Annotated in this window: 22 protein-coding genes; 17 read left to right on the top strand and 5 right to left on the bottom strand. The window is 59.8% G+C overall.

The features are described from left to right. Window positions 1-45: 45 nt before the first annotated feature. A complete protein-coding gene (locus ACQY1L_RS19360; RefSeq protein ID WP_174197702.1) occupies window positions 46-966 on the bottom strand; it encodes a LysR family transcriptional regulator in 921 nt (306 codons plus the stop codon). Between the two features lie 212 nt (window positions 967-1,178). Here ACQY1L_RS19360 and ACQY1L_RS19355 point away from each other — a divergent pair, with 212 nt between their 5' ends. The 7 genes from ACQY1L_RS19355 (at window position 1,179) to mmsB (ending at window position 8,388) form a co-directional block, all read left to right on the top strand. After that, window positions 1,179-2,393 (top strand): ABC transporter substrate-binding protein, encoded by a 1,215-nt coding sequence (locus ACQY1L_RS19355; protein WP_062578008.1) that lies wholly within the window; start codon window positions 1,179-1,181, stop codon window positions 2,391-2,393. 3 nt (window positions 2,394-2,396) lie between these two features. Beyond that, window positions 2,397-3,179: an ABC transporter ATP-binding protein gene (locus ACQY1L_RS19350; protein WP_430245653.1), complete on the top strand. Its 783-nt coding sequence runs from the start codon at window positions 2,397-2,399 to the stop codon at window positions 3,177-3,179. Beyond that, a complete protein-coding gene (locus ACQY1L_RS19345; RefSeq protein ID WP_430245978.1) occupies window positions 3,179-3,883 on the top strand; it encodes an ABC transporter ATP-binding protein in 705 nt (234 codons plus the stop codon). The genes ACQY1L_RS19350 and ACQY1L_RS19345 overlap by 1 nt, the downstream gene beginning before the upstream one ends. Before the next feature lie 97 nt (window positions 3,884-3,980). Then, window positions 3,981-4,868 (top strand): branched-chain amino acid ABC transporter permease, encoded by an 888-nt coding sequence (locus ACQY1L_RS19340; RefSeq protein ID WP_430245651.1) that lies wholly within the window; start codon window positions 3,981-3,983, stop codon window positions 4,866-4,868. A gap of 15 nt (window positions 4,869-4,883) precedes the next feature. After that, the gene (locus ACQY1L_RS19335; protein ID WP_062459725.1) at window positions 4,884-5,882 is read left to right on the top strand and encodes a branched-chain amino acid ABC transporter permease; all 999 of its coding nucleotides are present in this window, start codon (window positions 4,884-4,886) and stop codon (window positions 5,880-5,882) included. A 13-nt stretch (window positions 5,883-5,895) separates the two neighbouring features. Then, window positions 5,896-7,491, top strand: a complete 1,596-nt coding sequence (locus ACQY1L_RS19330; RefSeq protein ID WP_430245975.1) for a GMC family oxidoreductase — start codon at window positions 5,896-5,898, stop codon at window positions 7,489-7,491. 9 nt (window positions 7,492-7,500) lie between these two features. Then, entirely contained in the window at window positions 7,501-8,388 is an 888-nt protein-coding gene (gene mmsB, locus ACQY1L_RS19325) for a 3-hydroxyisobutyrate dehydrogenase (RefSeq protein WP_430245649.1), read from the top strand. Between the two features lie 39 nt (window positions 8,389-8,427). Here the strand turns inward: mmsB and ACQY1L_RS19320 are convergent, their stop codons facing one another. Then, a complete protein-coding gene (locus ACQY1L_RS19320; protein WP_430245647.1) occupies window positions 8,428-9,189 on the bottom strand; it encodes an IclR family transcriptional regulator in 762 nt (253 codons plus the stop codon). 117 nt (window positions 9,190-9,306) lie between these two features. Here ACQY1L_RS19320 and ACQY1L_RS19315 point away from each other — a divergent pair, with 117 nt between their 5' ends. From ACQY1L_RS19315 to ACQY1L_RS19300, 4 genes are all read left to right on the top strand, one after another. After that, entirely contained in the window at window positions 9,307-10,029 is a 723-nt protein-coding gene (locus ACQY1L_RS19315) for a 3-oxoacid CoA-transferase subunit A (RefSeq protein WP_430245645.1), read from the top strand. Further along, entirely contained in the window at window positions 10,026-10,730 is a 705-nt protein-coding gene (locus ACQY1L_RS19310) for a CoA transferase subunit B (protein WP_062578016.1), read from the top strand. The genes ACQY1L_RS19315 and ACQY1L_RS19310 overlap by 4 nt, the downstream gene beginning before the upstream one ends. Window positions 10,731-10,740: 10 nt before the next feature. Continuing rightward, a complete protein-coding gene (gene pcaF, locus ACQY1L_RS19305) occupies window positions 10,741-11,946 on the top strand; it encodes a 3-oxoadipyl-CoA thiolase (protein WP_430245643.1) in 1,206 nt (401 codons plus the stop codon). 131 nt (window positions 11,947-12,077) lie between these two features. Further along, on the top strand, window positions 12,078-12,500 hold the full coding sequence (locus tag ACQY1L_RS19300; protein ID WP_430245641.1) for a hypothetical protein: 423 nt from the start codon (window positions 12,078-12,080) through the stop codon (window positions 12,498-12,500). Between the two features lie 95 nt (window positions 12,501-12,595). Here ACQY1L_RS19300 and ACQY1L_RS19295 read toward each other — a convergent pair whose 3' ends face one another. Both ACQY1L_RS19295 and ACQY1L_RS19290 read right to left on the bottom strand, forming a co-directional pair. Continuing rightward, on the bottom strand, window positions 12,596-12,820 hold the full coding sequence (locus tag ACQY1L_RS19295; RefSeq protein WP_062459699.1) for a hypothetical protein: 225 nt from the start codon (window positions 12,818-12,820) through the stop codon (window positions 12,596-12,598). Between the two features lie 121 nt (window positions 12,821-12,941). Next, the gene (locus ACQY1L_RS19290; RefSeq protein ID WP_062459695.1) at window positions 12,942-13,151 is read right to left on the bottom strand and encodes a cold-shock protein; all 210 of its coding nucleotides are present in this window, start codon (window positions 13,149-13,151) and stop codon (window positions 12,942-12,944) included. Window positions 13,152-13,442: 291 nt separating this feature from the next. Between ACQY1L_RS19290 and ACQY1L_RS19285 the strand changes: the two genes are divergently transcribed. The 3 genes from ACQY1L_RS19285 to ACQY1L_RS19275 all read left to right on the top strand — a co-directional run bounded on the left by ACQY1L_RS19285 (window position 13,443) and on the right by ACQY1L_RS19275 (window position 15,404). Next, window positions 13,443-14,306, top strand: a complete 864-nt coding sequence (locus ACQY1L_RS19285) for an SDR family oxidoreductase (protein WP_082471776.1) — start codon at window positions 13,443-13,445, stop codon at window positions 14,304-14,306. Between the two features lie 140 nt (window positions 14,307-14,446). Continuing rightward, window positions 14,447-14,887: a hypothetical protein gene (locus ACQY1L_RS19280; protein WP_062459686.1), complete on the top strand. Its 441-nt coding sequence runs from the start codon at window positions 14,447-14,449 to the stop codon at window positions 14,885-14,887. 106 nt (window positions 14,888-14,993) lie between these two features. Beyond that, a complete protein-coding gene (locus ACQY1L_RS19275; protein WP_430262114.1) occupies window positions 14,994-15,404 on the top strand; it encodes a response regulator in 411 nt (136 codons plus the stop codon). Between the two features lie 87 nt (window positions 15,405-15,491). Here the strand turns inward: ACQY1L_RS19275 and recQ are convergent, their stop codons facing one another. Beyond that, window positions 15,492-17,306, bottom strand: a complete 1,815-nt coding sequence (gene recQ / locus ACQY1L_RS19270; protein WP_430245973.1) for a DNA helicase RecQ — start codon at window positions 17,304-17,306, stop codon at window positions 15,492-15,494. Between the two features lie 587 nt (window positions 17,307-17,893). Between recQ and ACQY1L_RS19265 the strand changes: the two genes are divergently transcribed. Genes ACQY1L_RS19265 through ACQY1L_RS19255 form a run of 3 tightly spaced genes read left to right on the top strand, consistent with a single transcriptional unit; the run spans window position 17,894 to window position 22,855 of the window. Next, on the top strand, window positions 17,894-19,093 hold the full coding sequence (locus tag ACQY1L_RS19265) for an efflux RND transporter periplasmic adaptor subunit (protein WP_210311827.1): 1,200 nt from the start codon (window positions 17,894-17,896) through the stop codon (window positions 19,091-19,093). After that, entirely contained in the window at window positions 19,090-22,254 is a 3,165-nt protein-coding gene (locus ACQY1L_RS19260; protein WP_430245635.1) for an efflux RND transporter permease subunit, read from the top strand. The genes ACQY1L_RS19265 and ACQY1L_RS19260 overlap by 4 nt, the downstream gene beginning before the upstream one ends. Window positions 22,255-22,312: 58 nt before the next feature. After that, window positions 22,313-22,855: a metallophosphoesterase family protein gene (locus ACQY1L_RS19255; RefSeq protein ID WP_062578026.1), complete on the top strand. Its 543-nt coding sequence runs from the start codon at window positions 22,313-22,315 to the stop codon at window positions 22,853-22,855. Window positions 22,856-22,865: the final 10 nt, after the last annotated feature.

The raw sequence follows: 22,865 nt of genomic DNA, 5'->3' as shown, positions 1-22,865 counted from the left end.
CCGCCACGCCAGGTAAACCAGGTTTGGCGGGCACATCCGTTTTGCTCAGGCGCTTTCTATTTCGCCAAGAAAAGCATCTCGATTGTTCTGCACGACTGCCAAAAGGTAGTCGGCGACGGCACGTACACGGGGAATGCGGCTCATGTCGCGGTGACGGACCAGGTAGTAGTGCCGGGTCAACTGCACCTCGCGGGGCAGCACCAGCTCGAGATCCGGCTGACGGCGCGCAATGAAATGCGGCAGGATGCAGAGTCCCTGGCCCTGAAGCGTCGCCGTCAGTTGCGCCGAGATGCTTGAGCTCTGAAACCGCGGCCGGATTCCCGGATGGACGTCGCCAAGATAGTCCAGTCCCGGCGCAAAGATCATATCCTGGATGTAGCCGATGAACGGGTGTAGCAGCAGGTCGTCGCGGCTTTTGATCTCCGGTCGCTCGGACAGGTAGGATTTTGCGCCGTAGATGTTCAGCCGATAGTCGGTGATCTTCTCGATCTCGTAGGGTCCGCCCTTCGGCGGATCGAGCGAGATGGCAATGTCGGCCTCCTTGCGCGACAAGGACATGATCTGCTGGATCGTCACCAGCTCGAGCGAGAGATTGGGATGCTGGACGGTGAAATCACCGATCTGATGCGCGAGGAAGAAGTTCGCAATTCCTTCCGGAGCACTGAGACGGACGACGCCCTGGTGAGCAGCGCTCCCCGAGAAGATATCCATCTGCAACCGGTCCGCTTCCGCCTCCATGCGTTCCGCCGCTTCGATGAAGCGTTGTCCTATTCCCGTTAGGACATAGCCGCGCGGATTGCGCTCGAAAAGCTTGATCCGGAGACTGAATTCCAGTCGGTCGATGCGGCGCGATACGGTGGCATGGCTGGTGCGCAATTGCCGGGCCGCGACGGAAAGCTGCCCGGTTCGGGCGACGGCCAGGAAATATTGAAGGTCGTCCCAGGTGAAGTTCGGGCTGGCTGTCATGTCGGCGGTTAGCGCTCCAATGTCCCTATTTGTTCAAACGCTGTCACGTGTCTGTTCAAAATTGAACAGAGGCTGTTTGCAATTAATAGCGCGCTCCTCCTTGCGTCAACGTTCGTTTTACTCGACCATACCCACAGGAGGGGCTGCTTTGAGGAGGGTGGCCCGCCAAATTTGAACAGATTCGCGCGCTGTTATCTCTGGGAGGAGACCTTATGCGAAAGACCTTTGTGGCGTCCGTTGTTACACCGCTGGCCGTATTGCTTGCCAGCAGCACTGCATTTTCCCAAACGGCATCCGACGGCAAGGTCAGGATCGGTATCCTTAACGACCAGTCCGGCGTGTATTCCGATTTCGGCGGCAAGTCGTCCGTTGAGGCTGCAAAGATGGCGGTCGAGGATTTTGGCGGCAAGGTTCTGGATGTTCCGATCGAGGTCATCGACGCCGATCACCAGAACAAGCCCGACATCGCCTCCAACATCGCCCGCCAGTGGTACGATACCCAGCAGGTCGATACGATCATGGACCTGACAACGTCGTCGGTCGGTCTCGCGGTCCAGGCGCTGTCCAAGGACAAGAAGAAGATCACCATCAACACCGGTGCGGCGACCACTGATCTCACGGGCAAGTCCTGCACGCCCTACGGCTTCCACTGGGCATATGATACCCATGCGCTTGCGGTCGGCACAGGCGGTGCGATGGTCAAGCAGGGCGGTGACAGCTGGTTTTTCCTGACCGCGGACTATGCTTTCGGCTATTCCCTCGAGCAGCAGACCAGCGACTATGTGAAGGCCAATGGCGGCACGGTCGTCGGTTCGGTGCGGCATCCCCTGTCGAGCCAGGATTTCTCATCCTTCCTGCTGCAGGCGCAGTCATCAGGCGCGAAGGTGATCGGGCTAGCCAATGCCGGTCTCGACACGGCCAACTCGATCAAGCAGGCGGCCGAGTTCGGTATTGTCCAGGGGGGGCAGAAATTGGCGGCGCTCCTGTTCACGCTGGCCGAAGTGCACGGGCTCGGACTTGAGGCAGCACAAGGCCTGACGCTGACGGAAGGCTATTACTGGAACCTCGACGACAAGAGCCGCGAGTTCGCGAAGAAGTTTTTCGCACGCACCAACAAGATGCCGAACATGGTTCATGCCGGCACCTATTCGGCCGTGACGCAGTATCTCAAAGCCGTGCAGAAGGCCGGTACGGACGAAAGCGACGCGGTGGCCAAAGCTCTGCATGAAATGCCGGTCGACGACTTCTTCGCGCGCGGCGGCACGGTCGGAGCCAACGGCCGAATGATCCACGACATGTACCTGCTGCAGGTAAAGAAGCCTGACGAAAGCAAGGAGCCGTGGGACTATTACAACGTGCTTGCCACCATTCCCGGCAAGGAGGCCTATCTCGACCCGGCCAAGGCCGGTTGCGAGCTGGTGAAGTGAGCGATGGCAGTCGCATCGATCTCGACTAACGAGCAGCCACGGGTGGTCTTGTCCGCCCGTGGCCTGTCGAAGAGCTTTGGAGCATTCGCAGCCGTCAAGAATGTCGATCTCGATGTTCACGACGCCAGTGTCCATGCGCTGATCGGTCCGAACGGCGCCGGCAAGACGACGGTGTTCAATCTGCTCACCAAGTTTTTGCAGCCGACGGCCGGTTCGATCACGCTGATGGGCGCCGACATCACGAAACTGCCGCCGGACAAGGTGGCGCGCATGGGACTGGTCCGCTCCTTCCAGATATCAGCCGTGTTTCCGCATCTGACCGTGCGTGACAATGTCCGTGTCGCATTGCAGCGTCCGACCGGATTGTCGACGCAGTTCTGGCTGCCGCTCTCCTCGCTCGACCGGCTAAACGCGCGTGCCGACGAGCTGATCGAGACCGTCGGTTTGAAGCGTGAGCGTGACGCCTTGGCTGCCGATCTCTCCTACGGGCGCAAGCGGGTGCTGGAGATCGCAACGACTTTGGCACTCGATCCGAAAGTGCTGCTGCTCGACGAGCCGATGGCGGGTATGGGCCAGGAGGATATCGGCACGGTCTCCGCCATCATCCGCGAAGTGGCGAAAACCCGCGCGGTGCTGATGGTGGAGCACAATCTTTCCGTCGTTGCAGATATCTGCCACCACGTCACAGTACTGCAGCGCGGCGAAATTCTGGCCGAGGGCGATTACGCGACGGTCAGCCAGGATCCGCGCGTCCGCACGGCTTACATGGGCACGGAGGAGGCATGATGGCGCAACCCCTGCTTCAGGTTTCCAATCTCAATGCCTGGTATGGTGAAAGCCATGTCCTGCACGGCGTCGACATGACGGTGCATGAGGGCGAAACCATCACCATTCTCGGTCGCAACGGCGTCGGCAAGACCACGACGCTGCGCACGATCATGGGCATCATCCGGGAACGCCGCGGCGAGATCCTCTTTTCCGGCCAGGACATGTCGCGCGTTCCATTGCACAGAACCGCCCATGCGGGTCTCGGCTTCGTACCGGAGGAGCGCGGTATCTTCTCGACGCTGACGGTCGAGGAAAATCTGATGCTGCCGCCTGTCGTTGCGCAAGGTGGAATGCCGCTCAGCGAGATCTACGAGCTATTCCCGAACCTTCACGAACGCCGCTCCAGCCCGGGCACGAAACTCTCCGGTGGCGAACAGCAGATGCTGGCGATCGCCCGGATCCTGCGCACCGGGGTAAAACTGCTCATCCTCGACGAGCCGACCGAAGGGCTTGCGCCTGTCATCGTGCAGCGCATCGGCGAAGTCCTGAAGACGCTCAAAGACCGCGGCATGACGGTGCTGATGGTCGAGCAAAATTTTCGCTTCGCAAGCCGCGTCGCTGACCGGTTCTACCTGATGGACCTCGGAAAGATGGTGGCAAATTTCCCCGTCGGCGAACTGCCCGAGAGGATGGACATGCTGCACAAGGTTCTAGGGGTTTGAGCATGGTCGCAATGCAAACGGATCACCGCACGGACGACCTGGCAACGCGCTCACGTCCAATTTCGGTAAAATCAGACGACGCCAGGAGCGCCGCCCCATGACCATGATTTTCGGCATTCCGCTGCAGGCTTTCTTGGGACAGCTCCTCATCGGCCTGATCAACGGCTCTTTCTATGCGCTCTTAAGCCTCGGCCTAGCCGTCATTTTCGGCTTACTCCGCGTCATCAACTTCGCCCACGGCGCGCAATATATGCTCGGCGCTTTCGTCGCCATGCTGATGCTGCAGTATTTCGGCATCAACTACTGGTTCGCGCTCGTTCTCGCACCCCTCGTCGTGGGCCTGTTCGGAGCAATCACCGAACGCTTCCTGCTGTCACGGCTTTACAAACTGGACCACCTCTACGGCCTGCTCTTCACCTTCGGACTGGCGCTCACCATCGAGGGCACGTTCCGGTATCTCTACGGTTCGTCGGGCCAGCCCTATTCGGTCCCACCGCAGCTTGCCGGCGGCACCAATCTCGGCTTCATGTTCCTGCCCATCTATCGCGGCTGGGTCGTGGTCGTGTCGCTGGTCGCCTGTATCGGCACCTGGCTTTTGATCGAAAAAACCAAGCTCGGGGCCTATCTGCGGGCAGCCACCGAGAACCCGACCCTCGTTCAGGCCTTCGGCGTCAACGTGCCGGTGCTCCTGACACTGACCTACGGGCTCGGGGCCGGACTTGCAGCCTTCGCCGGAGTGCTGGCCGCGCCGATCTATCAGGTCTCGCCGCTGATGGGGTCCAACATCATCATCGTCGTCTTTGCGGTCGTCGTGGTCGGCGGCATGGGATCGATCATGGGTGCGATCCTGACCGGCTACATGCTCGGAATCGCCGAGGGCCTGACGAAAGTGTTTTATCCGGAAGCATCGAGCATCGTGATCTTCGTGATCATGGCGATCGTGCTGCTTCTGCGGCCAGCCGGTCTTTTCGGCCGGGATGTTTAGGGAAGGATGCCAGAGATGAGCGACATCATCCACACCGCCGCCCCGCCGCGCATCGAGAGATCGGGCACAGCCACGAAAACCTACGCGATCTTCATCGGGTTGGGACTAGTGCTGCTCCTTGTTGCACCGCTGTTCTTCTACCCGATCTTTCTGATGAAGCTTTTGTGCTTTGCGCTATTTGCCTGCGCGTTCAACCTGTTGTTGGGTTACACGGGCCTGTTGTCCTTTGGCCATGCGACGTTCTTCGGCGGAGCCGCCTATTTTACTGCCCATGTCGTGAAGGTCTGGGGTCTGTCGCCGGAACTCGGCATTCTCGTCGGTGCATTCGGAGCGGCCGTGCTTGGCCTGATCATGGGCTTCTTTGCGATACGGCGGCAGGGCATCTACTTTGCGATGATCACGCTTGCGCTTTCGCAGATGTTCTTCTTCTTCTGCCTGCAGGCGGAATTCACGCATGGCGAAGACGGCATCCAGTCCGTGCCGCGCGGCCACCTGTTCGGCTTTATCGATCTCAGCGAAACGACGAACATGTACTATTTCGTGCTGGCCGTATTTCTGATCGGCATGGCGATCATCTGGCGGTTCATCAACTCGCCCTTCGGCATGATTCTCAAATCGATCCGTGAAAACGAGCAGCGCGCCATCTCCCTCGGTTATTCCGTTTCCCGCTACAAGCTTGGCGCCTTCGTCATGTCGGCGGCCCTTGCCGGGCTTGCCGGCGGAACCAAGGCGCTCGTCTTCCAGTTCGCGACGCTGACCGATGTCGGCTGGCAGATGTCCGGCGAGGTGATCCTGATGACGCTTCTTGGTGGCATCGGCACGCTGATCGGTCCGATCTTCGGCGCCGGGCTGGTCGTGGCCCTGCAGAACTATCTCGCGACCTCGGAATTTCCCGTGACGATTATCACCGGCGTGGTCTTCATGGTCTGCGTCCTCCTTTTCCGGCGCGGCCTGATCGGGGAATTCTACGCCTCGCGGCTTGGCCGAAAACTGGGCTTCGAGCATCGCCGCTGATTGGCTGAAGATCATGGAAACCTACGACTACATCATCATCGGTGCCGGAAGCGCCGGCTGCGTTCTTGCGAACCGCCTTTCGGCCGATAGCCGCAACAGCGTGCTGCTGCTGGAAGCCGGCGGGACCGACAACTATCACTGGGTGCATATCCCGGTCGGCTATCTCTATTGCATCAACAACCCGCGCACCGACTGGTGTTTTGCCACCGAAAAGGAGGAAGGCCTCAACGGCCGCTCCCTGTTTTATCCGCGCGGAAAGCTGCTCGGTGGCTGCTCCTCGATCAACGGCATGATCTATATGCGCGGCCAAGCGCGAGATTACGACCTATGGCGGCAGATGGGATGTGCCGGCTGGGGCTGGGACGACGTGCTGCCGCTGTTTCGCAAGAGTCAGGACTTCTACAAGGGCGGCGACGATCTGCATGGCGAAGGCGGCGAATGGCGGGTCGAAAAGCAGCGTCTGCACTGGGCGGTGCTCGACAGTTTCCGCAAGGCGGCGGAACAGGCGGGCGTCCCGATGATCGAGGATTTCAACCGCGGCGACAACGAAGGCTCGAGCTATTTCGACGTCAACCAGCGTTCGGGCATTCGCTGGAACACCTCCAAGGCCTTTCTGCGGCCCGCGATGAAGCGGCCGAACCTACGCGTCCTCACCAAGGCGCATGTCCGCCGCCTGATCATCGAAACCGGTGAGGTGAAAGGCGTCGAGTTTCAGCAGAATGGCGTGTCGCAGGTGGCTCATGCCCGTCGCGAGACGGTGCTTTCGGCGGGCGCGATCGGGACGCCGCATGTGCTCGAACTCTCAGGCGTCGGACGCGGCGAGGTTCTGGCGGACGCCGGGGTCGAGATGGTCAAGGAGGTGCGACAGGTCGGCGAAAACCTGCAGGATCACCTGCAGCTACGGCTGGTCTACAAGGTCACCGGCGTGCCGACGCTGAACGAGAAAGCCTCTCGCTGGCTCGGCAAGGCTGCGATCGGGCTGGAATATGCGCTGAAACGCTCAGGACCTATGTCCATGGCTCCAAGCCAGCTCGGGATTTTTACCCGGTCGGGTCCGGACAAGGAAACGGCTGATCTCGAATACCATGTCCAACCGGTCTCGCTGGACCGCTTCGGGGATCCGGTTCATGCTTTTCCGGCAATCACCGCAAGCGTATGCAATCTTCGCCCCGAAAGCCGCGGTTCCGTGCATCTGAAAGGCCCGGATTTTGCAGCAGCGCCGGCGATCCGGCCGAACTATCTTTCGACAGCTGCCGACCGCAGTGTCGCGGCAAGTTCGATCCGGCTGACCCGCAACATCGTCGCGCAGCCCGCTTTCGCCCGCTACCAGCCGGAAGAATACAAGCCGGGACCGGCGTACGACACGGATGCAGATCTGGAGCGCGCTGCCGGCGAAATAGGAACGACGATTTTCCATCCCGTGGGCACGGCCCGGATGGGGTCGGATCCCGATAGCGTCGTCGATCCGCGACTGAAAATGAGAGCACTCGGCCGGCTGAGAATTGCCGACGCATCAATCATGCCCGCCATCACATCGGGCAACACGAATTCTCCGACGATCATGATTGCCGAAAAGGCGGCGGCGATGATCTTGTCGGACAATCGGTAAGGGGGGACTATGAGCAAGGTTGCATTCGTTGGACTTGGGAACATGGGCGGGCCGATGGCAGCCAATCTCGTCAAGGCGGGACATGACGTCTGGGGCTTCGATCTTTCGGAGGCGAGCAGGAATGCCTCAAGCGCGCATGGCGTCAACGCGGCAAGCACCCTCCCCCAGGCTGTGCTGAATGCAGACTGCATTATCACCATGCTGCCCAAGGGCCAGCATGTCCTCGCCGTCTGGTCGGATCTGGCATCCGTGATCCCCGAGGGAACGCTGCTCATCGATTGTTCGACCGTAGACGTGGAAAGCGCCCGCAAGGCGCATGCTCTTGGAAGCGCGATGGGTTGCCTCTCTCTCGATGCTCCGGTGTCCGGGGGAACGACTGGCGCGGAAGCGGGCACGCTGACATTCATGGTGGGCGGCTCGGAGAGTGCGTTTGCGTCGGGTAAGGCTATCCTCGAAGCCATGGGCCGCAAGATTGTCCACTGCGGCGGCGATGGTGCGGGTCAGGCTGCAAAGATCTGCAACAACATGATCCTCGGCATCTCGATGATCGGCGTCTGCGAAGCGTTCGGTCTGGCTGAAAAGCTGGGCCTCTCGCATCAGGCGCTGTTCGATGTCGCCTCGACCTCATCGGGCCAGTGCTGGTCGTTGACGACCTATTGCCCTGTGCCCGGTCCCGTGCCGACATCGCCTGCCAACAACGACTACCGGCCTGGTTTTGCCACGGCGCTGATGCTGAAGGACTTGCTGCTGTCGCAAGAAGCAGCACAACAATCCGGCGCCGCGACACCGCTCGGAGCCCACGCGGCCGACCTCTACGCCCAGTTCGAGGCAGCCGGACACGGCGGCGAGGACTTTTCCGCCATCATCCGGATGCTGCAGGAGATACCGCGGGAATAAGATGGTTTCGGAGTTGGAAGACTGTCATATCCTGCAATTTCAGCTGGATATGCCTGTCAGTTCCTTCTGAACTTTAAGCAGTGACGGAATATAACGGTCAGCGACAGCCTGCATCGGCTCTTCCGATGCGGCGAGCCCGATATTCAATGCGGCGACAACCTGGCCGCGGGGGCCGAATAGCGGGACGGCCAGAGAGCGGAGGCCGATTTCGACCTCCTGATCGATGCAGGCATAGCCGCGATGACGGATGCGGAGCAGTTCGCCCTTGAGTGTTTCGATGTCGGTCACGGTCTTTGCGGTCCTCGCCACGAGCGGCTTTGATGAAAGAAGATCTTCTGCCTGCTCGACAGGAAGTGCTGCCAGCATCACCCGCCCCATAGAGGTGCAGTAGGCTGGAAGGCGTGAGCCCGGCATCAGCGAAATCGACATGACCCTGCGCTGCGCGGCCCGCGCGACGTAGACGATGTCACTCGCATCAAGAATGGAAACGGATGTGCTTTGGCCTGTCTGTTCGGACAGGTCATCGAGCCAGGGCTGCACGATCTTCGGAAGTGGCATCGCTGCCAGGCATCCCGTTCCCAGTCGCAAGACGCGGGGCGTGACGGTGAAGAATTTTCCGTCATAGGCACAATAGCCGAGTTCGGAGAGCGTCAGGAGGCATCGTCTCACCGTCGCGCGATCATAACCGGTGAGCTGTGAGGCTTCGGCGATGCTGAGACGCGGTCGCTCGGCAGAGAAGGCTTCTATGACCTTGAGGCCCTTTGCCAGCCCGCCCATCATGTCTCTCGTCTTGACGTCCAACAGAGCCTCATTTTGTGCGATAATCGTACAAAGAGACGATATCGCACAAATGGTTTGCCGTCCATCCTTATGGGATTTAGTTGTTTCTGCAGCGGGAGCGGTTTGCGGAGGATACTGATGGATAAAACAATTCGGACTTTGGCTGATGCCGTGTCCAAGATCACCGACGGTGCAACGGTGATGATCGGTGGCTTCGGAGGCTCCGGTGCGCCGATCGAACTCATCCACGCGCTGATCGACAATGGTCCTAAAAACCTGACCGTGATCAATAACAACGCCGGGAACGGACGCATCGGTATTGCGGCGATGATCGATGCGGGCATGATCGCGAAGATGATCTGCTCCTTCCCTCGCTCGTCCGATCCGCGCGCCTTCACCGATACCTATCTGGCCGGAAAGATCGAGTTGGAACTCGTCCCCCAGGGCACGCTTGCCGAGCGGATCCGCGCAGGTGGCGCCGGCATACCGGCCTTCTACACGCCGACGGGTTATGGAACGGAACTGGCCGAGGGCAAGCCGGTCGCCGAGTTCGATGGACGACATTATGTGCAGGAGCGCTGGCTCAAGGCCGACTTTGCCGTCGTCAAGGCGCATCTCGGCGACACCCATGGCAACCTCACCTATCGCAAGGCCGGCCGGAACTTCAATCCTCTGATGTGCATGGCGGCGACCACCACCATCGCCCAGGTCTCGCAGATCGTCGAACCCGGCGACATCGACCCCGAACACGTGATCACGCCCGGCATCTTTGTCGATGCGGTGGTTGAGGTCTCAAACCCTCAGCAAGAGGAAGAACTCATCCGGGCCGGAGTGGCCTATGCCGGAGGAATGAGCGCATGAGCGGCGAAACTCAGACACTGGATACCCGCGAAGACATCAAACTGTCGAACACGCAGATCGCCTGGCGTGCCGCGCAGGACATCGAAGATGGCGCCTATATCAATCTCGGGATCGGTTTTCCGGAAATGGTCGCCCGCTATCAGCCGCCCGGCAGACAGGCGATCTTCCACACGGAAAACGGCATCCTCGATTTCGGTGAGCCTCCGGCAGCCGGTGAGGAAGACTGGGATCTGATCAACGCGGGCAAAAAGGCCGTCACGGTCAAGCCCGGCGCGGCTTTCTTTCATCATGCGGACAGCTTCGCCATGGTGCGGGGCGGCCATCTCGACGTTGCAATCCTCGGCGCCTATCAGGTGGCGGAAAATGGCGACCTCGCCAACTGGCGTGTTGGCTCCAAGGGCGTGCCGGCGGTCGGCGGCGCCATGGATCTGGTGCATGGTGCCAAGCAGGTTTTTGTCATCACCGAGCATGTGACGAAGGACGGCAAGCCGAAGCTTGTCTCCAAATGCACCTTCCCTCTAACGGGCGTCGGCTGCATTACGAGGGTCTATACGAGCCATGCGGTAATCGATATCGCGGACGGTCGTTTTGTCCTGCGTGAGAAGCTTGCCGCAATGACCATTGAAGAATTGCAGGCGATGACCGGCGCGCAGCTCCATGTGGACGGCGCTGTTGCCGATCTTGTCGTACCGGCGCTTTGAGGAGAGATCGATGACCGAAGCATTTATCTGCGATTATATCCGTACCCCGATCGGTCGTTTCGGCGGCGCGCTGTCATCGGTCCGTGGGGACGATCTGGGCGCTGTACCTCTTAGGGCATTGATGGAGCGAAACGCTGCCGTCGACTGGGAAGCGGTCGGCGACGTGGTCTTTGGCTGCGCCAACCAGGCGGGCGAAGATAACCGGAATGTCGCGCGCATGTCGCTGCTGCTTGCCGGCCTGCCTGTTTCCGTATCCGGCACGACGATCAACCGTCTCTGCGGATCGGGCATGGATGCCGTGATCACCGCTGCCCGCGCCATCAAGGCCGGCGAAGCCGAGATTATGATTGCCGGTGGCGTCGAAAGCATGAGCCGTGCGCCATTTGTGATGCCGAAGGCCGAGACCGCGTTTTCGCGCAACGCCGAGATCTATGACACCACCATTGGGTGGCGTTTCGTCAATCCGCTGATGAAAAAGCAGTATGGCGTCGATTCCATGCCGGAAACGGGCGACAACGTCGCGATCGATTATCACGTCTCTCGCGAGGATCAGGACGCTTTTGCACTGCGCAGCCAGGAGAAAGCCTCCGCAGCTCAGCAGAACGGCCGTCTAGCGCGCGAAATCACACCAGTCAGCGTCCCGCAACGCAAGGGCGACAGCATCATTGTCGACAAGGACGAGCATCCCCGTACGACCAGCCTGGAGGCATTGGCCAAGCTCAGGCCGGTGAACAAGATCGAAGGCGGCACGGTCACGGCCGGCAACGCATCCGGCGTCAATGACGGGGCCGCGGCACTGATCATCGCCTCGCAGGAAGCGGCCCTAAAATATGGCCTGACGCCGATTGCACGCATCCTCGGCGGCGCTGCGGCTGGCGTTCCGCCACGGGTGATGGGCATCGGGCCTGCGCCAGCGACGCAGAAACTCTGCGCACGCCTCGGCCTGTCGCCGCAGGATTTCGGGATTGTCGAGCTGAACGAAGCCTTCGCCTCTCAGGGCATCGCCGTTTTGCGCGAGCTCGGAATCCCCGATGATGCAGAGCATGTCAACGCGAATGGCGGTGCCATCGCGCTGGGTCACCCGCTCGGCATGTCCGGAGCACGCATTGCCGGAACCGCGGCAATGGAGCTATCGCTGGGTAGTACGCGATACGCGCTTGCCACGATGTGCGTCGGCGTTGGCCAGGGGATCGCCCTCGCCTTGGAACGGGTTTAGCGGATTGCAGCCGGGCCTCGAACTCAATTCGAGGCTCTCGGCAACCATTGGCGGCTGTCGCTGTTGATAGTGGAGGCGCGCGGCGAGTCCGGATAGCGTCTCCCCCTCGAAAACTCGTAAGGATCGGCAGCATGAACGAACCGCAGGAGTTTGCGCACAGCACCAATGGAGATCGGTGGTTTATCGAACCTGCTTCCGAGAACCATCGCGCAACGGTCACGCACCGTGGCAACTTGCCGTCCGGTGGCCACGAAACGCGGATTCCAGTGGACGTGTTCTTAAGTCAACACCCACGTGGCCCCGAGCACGACGCGCTTGAGCGGATGCTATCTGCACTTCCCGTGAGGAGCTCCACGATTGAGACTGGGACTGCGTCCGGCCTGTCGATGCTGGCCCATCAGTATCTGCGTCTCGGTGGCCGTCGCAGCGCTACGCGTGCATGGGGAACCGATACCAAAGAAGCTGAAGATTTCTGGAACGAGAATATCGCTGTGCTCGACACCGTGGGAAGGCGTGAAGTCGAGACGTATCTGCCGACGATCGGAGGTCCGTGATCTCTGGTCGACTATAGCGGTAGTCGGAGCCACGGTCATCAAACAAGATCGGCCGCGCAGGCTGCGGGCCGAGTTCATTCGAAGTCGGGCTGGTGTCAGGCCTTCTTGGCGCGCTTGGCAATCAGGGCAGCAGTCGCAGAGGCGCGGTCTTCAATTTCTTTTGCAAGGCGCGCAGCCTTGAGCCGAGCCGTCTTTGAGTCACGTTCGGCGACGTGTGCGTTTAATTCTGCGACCGCTTCGACGCGGGAGAAAAACTGGGTCTGGGTCTGAGCAAATGCGGCTTCCGCACGCTCGCGCGACTTCGACATTGTTTCCGTCATTTCTTATCCAATCCTGGCGGTAGACGCCAAATAAGAAGGCCGAGCACGTATGCTCGGCCCTCACCAACTGCTACTTCGACAGTGCCAGTACATCCGTGGTCAAAGCGAAGCAAAAATCGAATTAAGCAGCCTGAAGGTTGCAGGCCGACATCTTGCCCGACTTTGCGTCGCGCTCAAGTTCGTAGCCCAGCTTCTGGCCTTCGACGATTTCGCGCATTCCGGCGCGCTCGACTGCGGAGATGTGAACGAACGCATCAGCGCCGCCATCGTCAGGCTGAATGAAGCCGAAGCCCTTAGTGGAATTAAACCATTTTACTGTGCCGGTGGTCATAGTGAACCCTTTCAAAGCATAGAGAAGAAATCTGCAAAACGAGATCTTGCAGAAGGTGATAGCGATTTGTTTTGAAGAGGAAGTTCGCTCAGGCGCTTCGTTCGAAGCGCAATAACCAAAGATCAGCAAGCAAAATATCGATAAACCACAAATAGCGGCTACGCTCCCGAAAGTCAACTTTTAGTTTCCCCGGCCCGACTGGAGCGCTTTCGAAGAGGTTGAGTGAGCGACAACGGAACCGATTGTGGATCAGCTTGTTTCTGCTCAGAACGCTAGACTGGAGATCAAACCATGCAAGAAACACGTCGCCCGACACCTCCCCATCCCGCCCAGCATCAGGATCCGCCAGGCCAGACCGCATTGATGGATCCGGCGCCGGATCATGGCGAACACTCCTACAAGGGCAATGGTCGTCTTGAGGGCAAGGTCGCGCTTATCACCGGTGCTGACTCAGGCATCGGCAAAGCTGTGGCGATCGCATTCGCCCGCGAAGGCGCAGATATCCTGATTTCGTACCTCAGCGAACACGAAGACGCTGAAGACACGGCGAAGTGGGTGCGCGAAGCAGGCCGCAAGGCAGTGGTCGTTCCCGGCGACATCAAGTCGGAAGAGCATTGCAACGCGCTCGTGAAGCGCACGGCCGATGAGCTCGGAAAAATTGACATCCTCGTCAACAATGCCGCCTTCCAGCGCACCTATGCCACCATTACCGATATCACTGCGGAAGAGTGGGACGAGACGTTCCGGACCAACATCTACGCACCATTCTTCCTATCGAAGGCGGCTGTCCCTCTGATGAAGCCGGGTAGCTCGATCATCAACACGACGTCGATCCAGTCGCGTCAACCTTCGCCACAGCTTCTCGCCTACGCCTCGACCAAGGGTGCCATCTCCAACTTCACGGCTGGTCTTGCCGAAATGGTGGCAGAACATGGGATCCGGGTGAATGCCGTCGCGCCGGGCCCGATCTGGACGCCTCTCATTCCCTCGACCATGCCGGCTGAAAAGGCGGCGAAGTTCGGCGAGCAGACCCTGCTCGGTCGTGCGGGCCAGCCAGCCGAATTGGCAGGTGCCTATGTTCTCTTGGCGTCCGACCTTGGCAGCTACATGACCGGCGCCGTCATTCCGGTGACCGGCGGCGAGATCATGATCTGATCCGTTCATTGTCGTTCGGTTTCGGGAAGGCTCGCTCCTCTCCCGAAACCGCTCTCGAAGAGCGAGTTTCGGTACCCATAGAAACACGAGCCGGATCAGAGGATGTCTCGATCCCCACACAAACAAGCAAGGAAAACCCAATGGCCGATCATTCCCAGTCGCCTGCTGCCGCGTCTCTTCTTCGCGAACAGGCAGCACAACGCGCCCGCACTCCAGACGAAGTCCTGCAACAGGGCCTCGAGGAGACCTTCCCGGGTTCCGATCCTGTTTCATCTTCGTCCACTGCCACAGGCTTTGGCGGCCCGAGCACGAGTTCAGACGAACCGCTTGTCGATGAAGCGCTGGCATCGGTCCACGACCGCGACAACTCGGCAACTGCCAAAGCACGAGATACGCTGACAGCCCTCCGCGCAGAGCTCGAAAGTTTGAAGGACAGAGCCGTAGAGCCGGCAACCTACCGCGAGTACGCGAACGAACCCCGCCTTATTGTGGACGACATCAAGCGCGGTATCCAAAGATCGCCAATCGGAGCCGTTGGGCTTGCGGCGGCTATCGGATTTCTGTGGGGCATCACGCGATAACCACGCTCAACCATAAGTATTTGTGACGAAGACTGGAACACCCTGCATTTCCACCCGTTCGCTCACTAAGAGATTACGCAAAAGTGTTCATGAACGGAGAATGGAAATGGCTTTCAATGTTCTGATTGTCGAAGATCAGCCGATTATTGCAATGGGTCTGGAGGACGCTGTCGAAGCGTTGGGGCACCATTCAATCGGTGTGGCGAGAAACAAAGCGGAAGCCACGTTGCTTGCGGCCACAGCGGATATGGCTTTGGTCGATGTTAACCTCGATGACGGTCCAACCGGTCCGGGCATCGGGCGCGACCTCGCAATCGCCGACATCACCGTCTTGTTCATGACGAGCGATCCGGGCGCGTTGGGGGCGGGCGTGAAGGGAACGCTTGGCGTCATGGAGAAGCCGATCCTCGATCTCGAGGTCGTGAAAGCAATCCAGTACGTAGCGGACAGACGCGCCGGGATCGAGGGCACGTGCCCGCCGGACCGCCTCAGAACGTTTCCCGTCACAAAGCAGTAAGACTGGCGTCGTCCCGATATAGTGTCGGGACGACCATTAGCCGCTCGCAGCGCCCTTCCACCTTTCAATCGAACAGTCGTCTATCGATTATCCGTCGTGTGCCCGAATAATATCGAGGAACGCGTCGCCATAACGCTCAAGTTTCGCTTGCCCGACGCCGGATACACCGAGGAGCGCATCGTGGGTTGTCGGCCTCTGCGTTGCAAACGCAATCAGCGTCGCATCGGCGAATACGACGTAGGGAGGGATCGCCAGATCCTTCGCAATCGTCATTCTCATTTTGCGCAATGCCTCAAACAAGACCGCATCGGTCTCTCCCAACTGCGACCTTGGGTTTTTCGAGCCTGCCGTTTGCCCTCGTGCCGTCTTGCGGCCGGTCACCGGGTCCTTGCGGAAACGGACGGTCCGCTCGTGGCGGAAGACATCGCGTGCCGAAGGCTCCAGTTTCAAAGCCCCGAAAGCCTGGTGATCGACGCGCACCAGGCCTGCGGCCAGAAGCTGGCGATAGACGGACTGCCACGTCTTTTGCGCCAGATCCTTTCCCGCACCGAAGACCGGCATGTCCACATGGCCAAAGCGACGTGTCTTTTCGTTGTCATTGCCGAGCAGGACATCGATCAAATGGCCGGTACCGAACCGTTCCTCTGTTCGATACACGGCAGCGAGCGCCTTGATGGCGGCCTCGGTTCCGTCCCAGGTGTCCACGGGCTTGATGCAGGTATCGCAGTTTCCGCAATGCCCCGCATGCTCTTCTCCAAAATGTGCGAGGATCGCCTGTCGTCGGCAGCCGGCCGTCTCGCAGATCGCAAGCAACGCATTGAGCTTGGCGCGCTCGACCCGCTTGACGTCGTCGCCGGACGTGCCGTTGTCGATCATCCTGCCGCGCTGAATGACGTCGGCCATCCCGTAGGCCATCCAAACTTCGGACGGCAGACCGTCACGACCGGCACGGCCCGTCTCCTGATAATAGGCTTCGACTGAGCTCGGCAAATCCAGGTGCGCGACGTAGCGTACATCGGGTTTGTCGATGCCCATCCCGAAGGCGACGGTCGCGACGAGGCAGAGGTCTTCCTCTTTCAAGAAGGCGTCCTGATTGGCATCGCGAACCTCCCGGTCCATACCCGCATGGTAGGGCAACGCGCGGATGCCTTGCGCACTCAGCCACTCCGCGGTTTCCTCGACCTTCGCGCGCGACAGGCAGTAGACGATACCGCTCGATCCCTTGTGATTCTCCAGGAAGCGCAGCAACTGCTGGCGCGGCTGATCCCGCTCGACGATCTCGTAGGCAATGTTCGGGCGATCGAACGATGCGTTGAAGACCCGGGCATTGCGCAGGGTGAGCCTGTCGATGAGATCTTCCCGCGTATGCGGGTCGGCGGTCGCGGTCAGCGCCATACGCGGCACGCCCGGGTAAAGGTCGGCGAGTTCACCGAGCTGCCGATACTCCGGGCGAAAATCATGCCCCCATTGCGAGACGCAATGCGCTTCATCGATTGCAAACAGCGCGACCTTGGCGTCTCCGATCAACTCGCGAAACCCTGATGTCACGATCCTCTCGGGGGTCACGTACAGCATGTCGAGCGTGCCGGCCGCGAGCGCGCGTTTGACCTCGCCGAACGTTTCCCGCGGCATGGAGGAGTTGATCGAAGCGGCACGGACTCCGATCTGCTTCAACGCTTCGACCTGATCGCGCATCAGCGCAATCAGCGGCGAAACAACGATGCCGACGCCGTCGCGGCAGAGAGCCGGGATCTGAAAGCACAGGGATTTTCCTGCGCCCGTCGGAAACAGCACAACCGCGTCTCCGCCCGAAACAACATGGCGAACGACAGCCTCCTGGTCGCCGCGAAAGGAAGGGTAGCCGTAAACCTTCTGCAAAACCCCGACCGGATCCGCCTGCATACCGCTTTTGCGTTCATCATCTTGGCTGGTTGATTTCGCTTGCATGAGCTCGTTCCGCCTCCATCCTTGCTCGCGAGCCATCTCACACGGCACGACCTTTGCAAAGCCCGCCGACGCAGATATCGCCACTATCCATCAAGCGGTTCGTGCCCGAATGACATTGAGGCACGAAACAAATGACCTGATAGAAAATGTCAATCGGCACACCCCTAGATTTAAGGGGGCAGCGGGATCGCGACCGCGTTGCAAAATTAGCAAACGATAATATTAGATACCGATAATTTGAACACTTTAGGAACATTCTAAAAACCTGTCGGCACCGTTCAAAACGGATTGCCAGACGGTCATAGAGAATATCTATCATATTCTGGTCGAAGCAGTCACCATATAGCTACTCTGAAACCGTTTGCAAAAACTGCGGACAAGCCGGCTCTCATGGGCCAGCTTTCTCAGGCCTCTCCGAAACAAAATGCCCGGCTCGCGATTGCATCGCAACATCGTGATGAAACACCACCGTACGATTTGCCGCCTTCCGCGTTACCTGCCGAGCAACTCATCTCGGCAGCGACGGAACAGGCCAAATTACGATGATCCCCACACAGTTCTCCTACCCGAAGATGGGGTTGCTGCCGCGGCTCGCAGCCATCGGCTGTGCCGTTGCACTTGCCGGCTGCAATCTGCAGGCCGAGGAGGAAGCAAAGCCACCGCGCCAGCCAACGGAAGTTGGGATTGTGACGGCGATGACAGAAGACGTGCCGCTCGTGAACGAGCTTGCAGGTCGCACCTCCCCGTTCGAGACTTCTGAGGTCAGGCCCCAGGTGTCAGGGATCATCGAGGCTCGCTCGTTTACCGAAGGTGCTTTCGTCAAGAAGGGAGACACGCTCTACCAGATCGATGCAAGCCTGTTCGAAGCCTCGGTTGCGGAGGCACGCGCCAATCTCGAAAGTGCCAAGGCCGGCGAAGACAACGCGCGGATCGAATTCGAACGTTTAAAGCCCCTGGCCCAAAAGGGAGCGGTTAGCGAGCAGGCGTTTACGGATGCCACTGCAGCGCTCCGGTCTGCCACTGCGGCCGTCGCACAGAACAATGCGAAGCTCCAGACCGCGGAGATCAACCTGCGCTACAGCAAGGTGACCGCGCCGATCAGCGGCAGGATCGGCCGTTCGCTGGTGACGACAGGTGCGCTCGTATCGGCTCAGCAGACGCAGGCCTTGGCGACCATCCAGCGCCTCGACCCAATCTTCGTCGATATTCAGCAATCCTCGACCGCGCTTCTGAAGCTGCGAGATGCGATGGCCTCGAGCGAATTGTCCAAGGACACGGCCGAGGTGCGTTTGAAACTGGAAGACGGTCAGGAATATCCGCTTCCGGGCAAACTCCAGTTTACCGATGTCACCGTCAATCCGTCGACCGGATCTGTCACACTTCGCGCCGAGTTTCCGAACCCCGACGCCATCCTGCTGCCAGGCATGTATGTCCGCGCAGTTCTCTCACAGACTCAAGCGAAGGACGCGATCCTCGTGCCGCAGCAGAGCGTGACGAGGAGCCCGACGGGAGAGGCAAGCGCGCTCGTGGTCGGCGAGGGAGATACCGTCCAGCGGCGTGCGCTACAGGTCGCTCAGGCTGTCGGCAATCGCTGGCTTGTGACGGAAGGCCTTGCTCCCGGAGACCGGGTCATCGTTGAAGGCGTCTCCAAGGTCAAACCCGACGACAAGGTCAAGATTGTTGACTTGGGTAAGAAGCAGACCGCAGAAGCAACAGAGAACAAGGCGGTCCCCGCGCTATGATCAGCCGTATCTTTGTCGATCGTCCAATCTTTGCCTGGGTGATCGCGATCGTGATCATGTTGGGTGGTATCGGCTCCATCCTGACGCTTCCGGTCGAGCAGTATCCGGATATCGCGCCGCCGCAGGTGAACATCCGCGCCAATTACACTGGGGCTTCAGCTGCAACGCTTGAAACCAGCGTGACACAGGTGATCGAGCAGCAGCTTACCGGCATCGACGGCCTCATCTACTTCACGTCGACCTCCAGCGCCGAAGGCCAGGTCACGATCGCGGTAACATTCGACAAGGGGACCGATCCTGATATCGCGCAGGTTCAGGTTCAAAACAGAGTGCAGCAGGCTCTCTCTCGCCTGCCCCAGCAGGTGCAGCAGCAAGGTCTCACCGTTACGAAGTCCAACAGTGACTTTTTGCTTGTCGCCGCAGTTTACGATGAAACCGATAAGGCGAAGGATTCCGATATTTCGGACTACATTGCCGCCAATCTCCAGGAGCGGATCGGTCGCCTTCCCGGCGTCGGCGATACCAACCTTTTCGGCTCGCAATACGCGATGCGGGTCTGGCTCGACCCGGGTCGTTTGTTTTCATACGGGATGATGCCGTCGGACGTCATCACCGCGATCGAGGCGCAGAATACGCAGGTTGCGGCCGGCCAGATCGGCGCCCAACCCTCCCCCGACACGCAGATGCTGAATGCGATCGTGACCGCCCGTTCGCGCCTGACGACACCGGAGGAGTTCCAGCGGATCGTCATCCGCACGGACGAAAGTGGCGCACGTGTCACCTTGGCGGATGTCGCCCGCGTCGAACTCGGACAGGAAAGCTATACGCGCTTCACCCGTTTCAACCGTCATCCGGCATCCGGCATCGCCGTTCAGCTTGCCCCCGGCGCGGACGCGCTTGAAACGGCCGAGCTGGTGAAAGCGGCTATCGATGGCGAAGCGGCAAACATGCCGGATGGCTACCGCGTCACCTACCCTCGTGACTCCACCGAGTTCATCCGGCTTTCGATCGAGGAAGTGGTGAAAACGCTGATCGAGGCGATCGTTCTTGTCGTCATCGTCATGTTCGTCTTCCTGCGCAGCTGGCGCGCGACGCTTATTCCAGCACTTGCCGTCCCGGTCGTCGTGCTCGGCACCTTCGGCGTGCTCGCACTGTTCGGATATTCGATCAACACGCTCACCCTATTCGGACTGGTCCTTTCGATCGGTCTTCTGGTCGATGACGCGATCGTCGTCGTCGAGAATGTCGAACGTGTCATGGAGGAGGAGCCGGACTTAAGCCCCCGAGACGCGACGCTTCGCTCGATGGGTGAAATCCAGACGGCGTTGATTGCGATCGCGCTGGTCCTGTCGGCGGTGTTTGTTCCGATGGCATTCTTCGGCGGCTCAACCGGTGTCATTTACCGGCAGTTCTCGGTCACTGTTATCTCCGCAATGGTTCTGTCGGTCGTGGTGGCGCTGGTGCTGACGCCGGCCCTGACCGCAACCCTCATGAAACCACGCGTCAAAGAGAATGCGCCGAAGCGCACTGGTGGTCTGATCCGGCGATTTGGGACGATGTTCGACCGTGGTTACGGCTGGGTTCAAAAGACATATCTCGCGGCCGTCAATATCGCCATCCGCAGGATCTGGCTTTCGATCATCGCCTTTTGTGCGCTGGTCGGCGCCGTCGTGTTTCTCTTCCTCCAACTTCCCGGCGGCTTTCTTCCGGTTGAGGATCAGGGTTACGGCGTGGTTCAGTACACGCTTCCGCCCGGCGCAACACGCGTTCGCACGGTCGAGACGGCAGCCGCGATCGAAGACCACTTCCTCGGACCGGAGCAGGCGAATATTGCTGGCCTGTTTACGATTTCGGGTTTCCGTTTCAGCGGTTCCGGCCAGAACGTCGGTCAGGGTTTTGTGCAGTTCAAGCCATGGGACGAACGAGTGGGCGAAGAGAACGCGGCCGCCTCGATTGTGGCGCGTGCCACAGCCGCGCTCGGGCGCTCCTTGCGCGACGCCCAGTTCTTTGCGCTGACACCGCCATCGGTGCAGGGACTGGGTCAGTCCAACGGCTTCACCATGCAACTTTTGAACAATGGCGATCTCAGCCTGACGGAGTTCAAGCAGCGGCGCGACCAGCTTCTCGCTGCGGCGACGGCGGATCCGACACTTGCGCGCGTACGTCCGAGCGGACTTGAAGACGTCCCGACGGTACAGATCGACATAGACGACGAAAAGGTCGGCGCACTCGGGATCCAGCAGTCCGATGTCGATGCAACCCTGAGCGCAGCCTGGGGTGGCGTCTATGTCAACGATTTTGTGGACCGTGGGCGCGTGAAGCGGGTCTACGTCCAGGGTGATGCCGCCCACCGCGGCGCTGTCGAGGATCTCGACGGCTGGTATGTGCGCACGGCAAGCGGCGAAATGGCACCTTTCTCTTCGTTTGCCAAGACGAGCTGGTCCCAGGCGCCGACAACGCTGACGCGGTTCAACGGGTTGCAGTCCTATGAAATCCAGGGACAAGCGGGACCGGGCCTAAGCTCCGGTCAGGCAATGGACCGTATGACGGAACTGGCCGCGGACCTGCCGGGGACGTCGGTGGCCTGGAGCAGTCTCTCGTACCAGGAAAGACTGTCCGCCGGACAAGCGCCCATCCTCTACGGGCTGTCGCTTCTCGTCATCTTCTTATGTCTTGCAGCACTTTACGAAAGCTGGTCGATCCCGTTCTCGGTCATGCTCATCATCCCGCTTGGCATCATCGGAGCGGTCTGTGCTGTCACGTTGCGCGGACTGGAGAACGACGTTTACTTCCAGATCGGCCTTCTGACCACGATGGGCCTTTCCGCAAAGAATGCGATCCTGATCGTCGAGTTCGCGGAACAGGCGGAACGGGCCGGCAAGAGCGCTTACGATTCGGCCATGGAAGCCGCCCGCCTGCGGCTAAGACCGATCCTGATGACCAGTCTTGCCTTCATCTTCGGCGTTTTGCCGCTTGCAATTTCGTCCGGCGCGGGTGCACAGAGCCGCATCGCGATCGGTACGGCGGTCATCGGCGGCATGATCACGGCGACGATCCTTGCAACGCTTTACGTCCCGCTGTTTTTCGTGCTCGTACGGCGCATCTTCAGCGGTCGCAAAGCTAAGGCAGAAAATCTGGAGGCCAAGACAGAGACCGCATAGCACCAGCATGTCCGTTATAGATGTTGCTGTTTTTTTCGCGCGGTCCGGTTAAAACCTCATGATCTACTTCACCAGCGACACTCATTTTGGCGATCCCCGCGTGTTGCGCATCGACCGGCGACCGTTCCCGGACATGGTCGCGCACGACGAGGCACTCATTCAATACTGGAATGATATAGTCGGCGCTGACGACGATGTCTGGCATCTCGGCGATTTCATGTCGGTACGCGGTGGCGATTGCGATGGGCTACTGGCGAAGCTCAACGGCCGCAAACACCTGATCATCGGCAATAACGACCCGGAGACCACGACGTCGGCCAGTGGCTGGACGTCCGTGCAGCACTATCATGAGCTTCATATCGACGATGTCCATCTGATCCTCTGCCACTACGCGTTTCGCACCTGGAACAAGATGGGCAAGAAATCGATCAACCTCCACGGCCACTCGCATGGCCGGCTCAAACCGCTGCCACGGCAGTTTGATGTTGGCGTCGATGCGCAGGGGCTTCGGCCGGTAACGCTGGAGGATGTCGTCAAGAAGAAGGCTGCGCCAAAGATCGCCTCTGTCGTGACACTGGGCGGCGGACATGCAAGCGGATAGAAGAGAGCGG

Source organism: Neorhizobium sp. DAR64862/K0K3 (genome assembly GCF_050500185.1).
Classification (GTDB): domain Bacteria; phylum Pseudomonadota; class Alphaproteobacteria; order Rhizobiales; family Rhizobiaceae; genus Neorhizobium; species Neorhizobium soli.
Note: the sequence above shows the minus strand (reverse complement) of the source record. Positions and strands in the feature narration are given on the sequence as shown.

What these genes read in the sequence shown, in the direction of transcription:
- ACQY1L_RS19360 (WP_174197702.1), bottom strand. Translation starts at nt 966, where the DNA reads ATGACAGCCAGCCCGAACTTCACCTGGGACGACCTTCAATATTTCCTG.
- ACQY1L_RS19355 (WP_062578008.1), top strand. Translation starts at nt 1,179, where the DNA reads ATGCGAAAGACCTTTGTGGCGTCCGTTGTTACACCGCTGGCCGTATTG.
- ACQY1L_RS19350 (WP_430245653.1), top strand. Translation starts at nt 2,397, where the DNA reads ATGGCAGTCGCATCGATCTCGACTAACGAGCAGCCACGGGTGGTCTTG.
- ACQY1L_RS19345 (WP_430245978.1), top strand. Translation starts at nt 3,179, where the DNA reads ATGGCGCAACCCCTGCTTCAGGTTTCCAATCTCAATGCCTGGTATGGT.
- ACQY1L_RS19340 (WP_430245651.1), top strand. Translation starts at nt 3,981, where the DNA reads ATGACCATGATTTTCGGCATTCCGCTGCAGGCTTTCTTGGGACAGCTC.
- ACQY1L_RS19335 (WP_062459725.1), top strand. Translation starts at nt 4,884, where the DNA reads ATGAGCGACATCATCCACACCGCCGCCCCGCCGCGCATCGAGAGATCG.
- ACQY1L_RS19330 (WP_430245975.1), top strand. Translation starts at nt 5,896, where the DNA reads ATGGAAACCTACGACTACATCATCATCGGTGCCGGAAGCGCCGGCTGC.
- mmsB (WP_430245649.1), top strand. Translation starts at nt 7,501, where the DNA reads ATGAGCAAGGTTGCATTCGTTGGACTTGGGAACATGGGCGGGCCGATG.
- ACQY1L_RS19315 (WP_430245645.1), top strand. Translation starts at nt 9,307, where the DNA reads ATGGATAAAACAATTCGGACTTTGGCTGATGCCGTGTCCAAGATCACC.
- ACQY1L_RS19310 (WP_062578016.1), top strand. Translation starts at nt 10,026, where the DNA reads ATGAGCGGCGAAACTCAGACACTGGATACCCGCGAAGACATCAAACTG.
- pcaF (WP_430245643.1), top strand. Translation starts at nt 10,741, where the DNA reads ATGACCGAAGCATTTATCTGCGATTATATCCGTACCCCGATCGGTCGT.
- ACQY1L_RS19300 (WP_430245641.1), top strand. Translation starts at nt 12,078, where the DNA reads ATGAACGAACCGCAGGAGTTTGCGCACAGCACCAATGGAGATCGGTGG.
- ACQY1L_RS19295 (WP_062459699.1), bottom strand. Translation starts at nt 12,820, where the DNA reads ATGACGGAAACAATGTCGAAGTCGCGCGAGCGTGCGGAAGCCGCATTT.
- ACQY1L_RS19290 (WP_062459695.1), bottom strand. Translation starts at nt 13,151, where the DNA reads ATGACCACCGGCACAGTAAAATGGTTTAATTCCACTAAGGGCTTCGGC.
- ACQY1L_RS19285 (WP_082471776.1), top strand. Translation starts at nt 13,443, where the DNA reads ATGCAAGAAACACGTCGCCCGACACCTCCCCATCCCGCCCAGCATCAG.
- ACQY1L_RS19280 (WP_062459686.1), top strand. Translation starts at nt 14,447, where the DNA reads ATGGCCGATCATTCCCAGTCGCCTGCTGCCGCGTCTCTTCTTCGCGAA.
- ACQY1L_RS19275 (WP_430262114.1), top strand. Translation starts at nt 14,994, where the DNA reads ATGGCTTTCAATGTTCTGATTGTCGAAGATCAGCCGATTATTGCAATG.
- recQ (WP_430245973.1), bottom strand. Translation starts at nt 17,306, where the DNA reads ATGCAGGCGGATCCGGTCGGGGTTTTGCAGAAGGTTTACGGCTACCCT.
- ACQY1L_RS19265 (WP_210311827.1), top strand. Translation starts at nt 17,894, where the DNA reads ATGATCCCCACACAGTTCTCCTACCCGAAGATGGGGTTGCTGCCGCGG.
- ACQY1L_RS19260 (WP_430245635.1), top strand. Translation starts at nt 19,090, where the DNA reads ATGATCAGCCGTATCTTTGTCGATCGTCCAATCTTTGCCTGGGTGATC.
- ACQY1L_RS19255 (WP_062578026.1), top strand. Translation starts at nt 22,313, where the DNA reads ATGATCTACTTCACCAGCGACACTCATTTTGGCGATCCCCGCGTGTTG.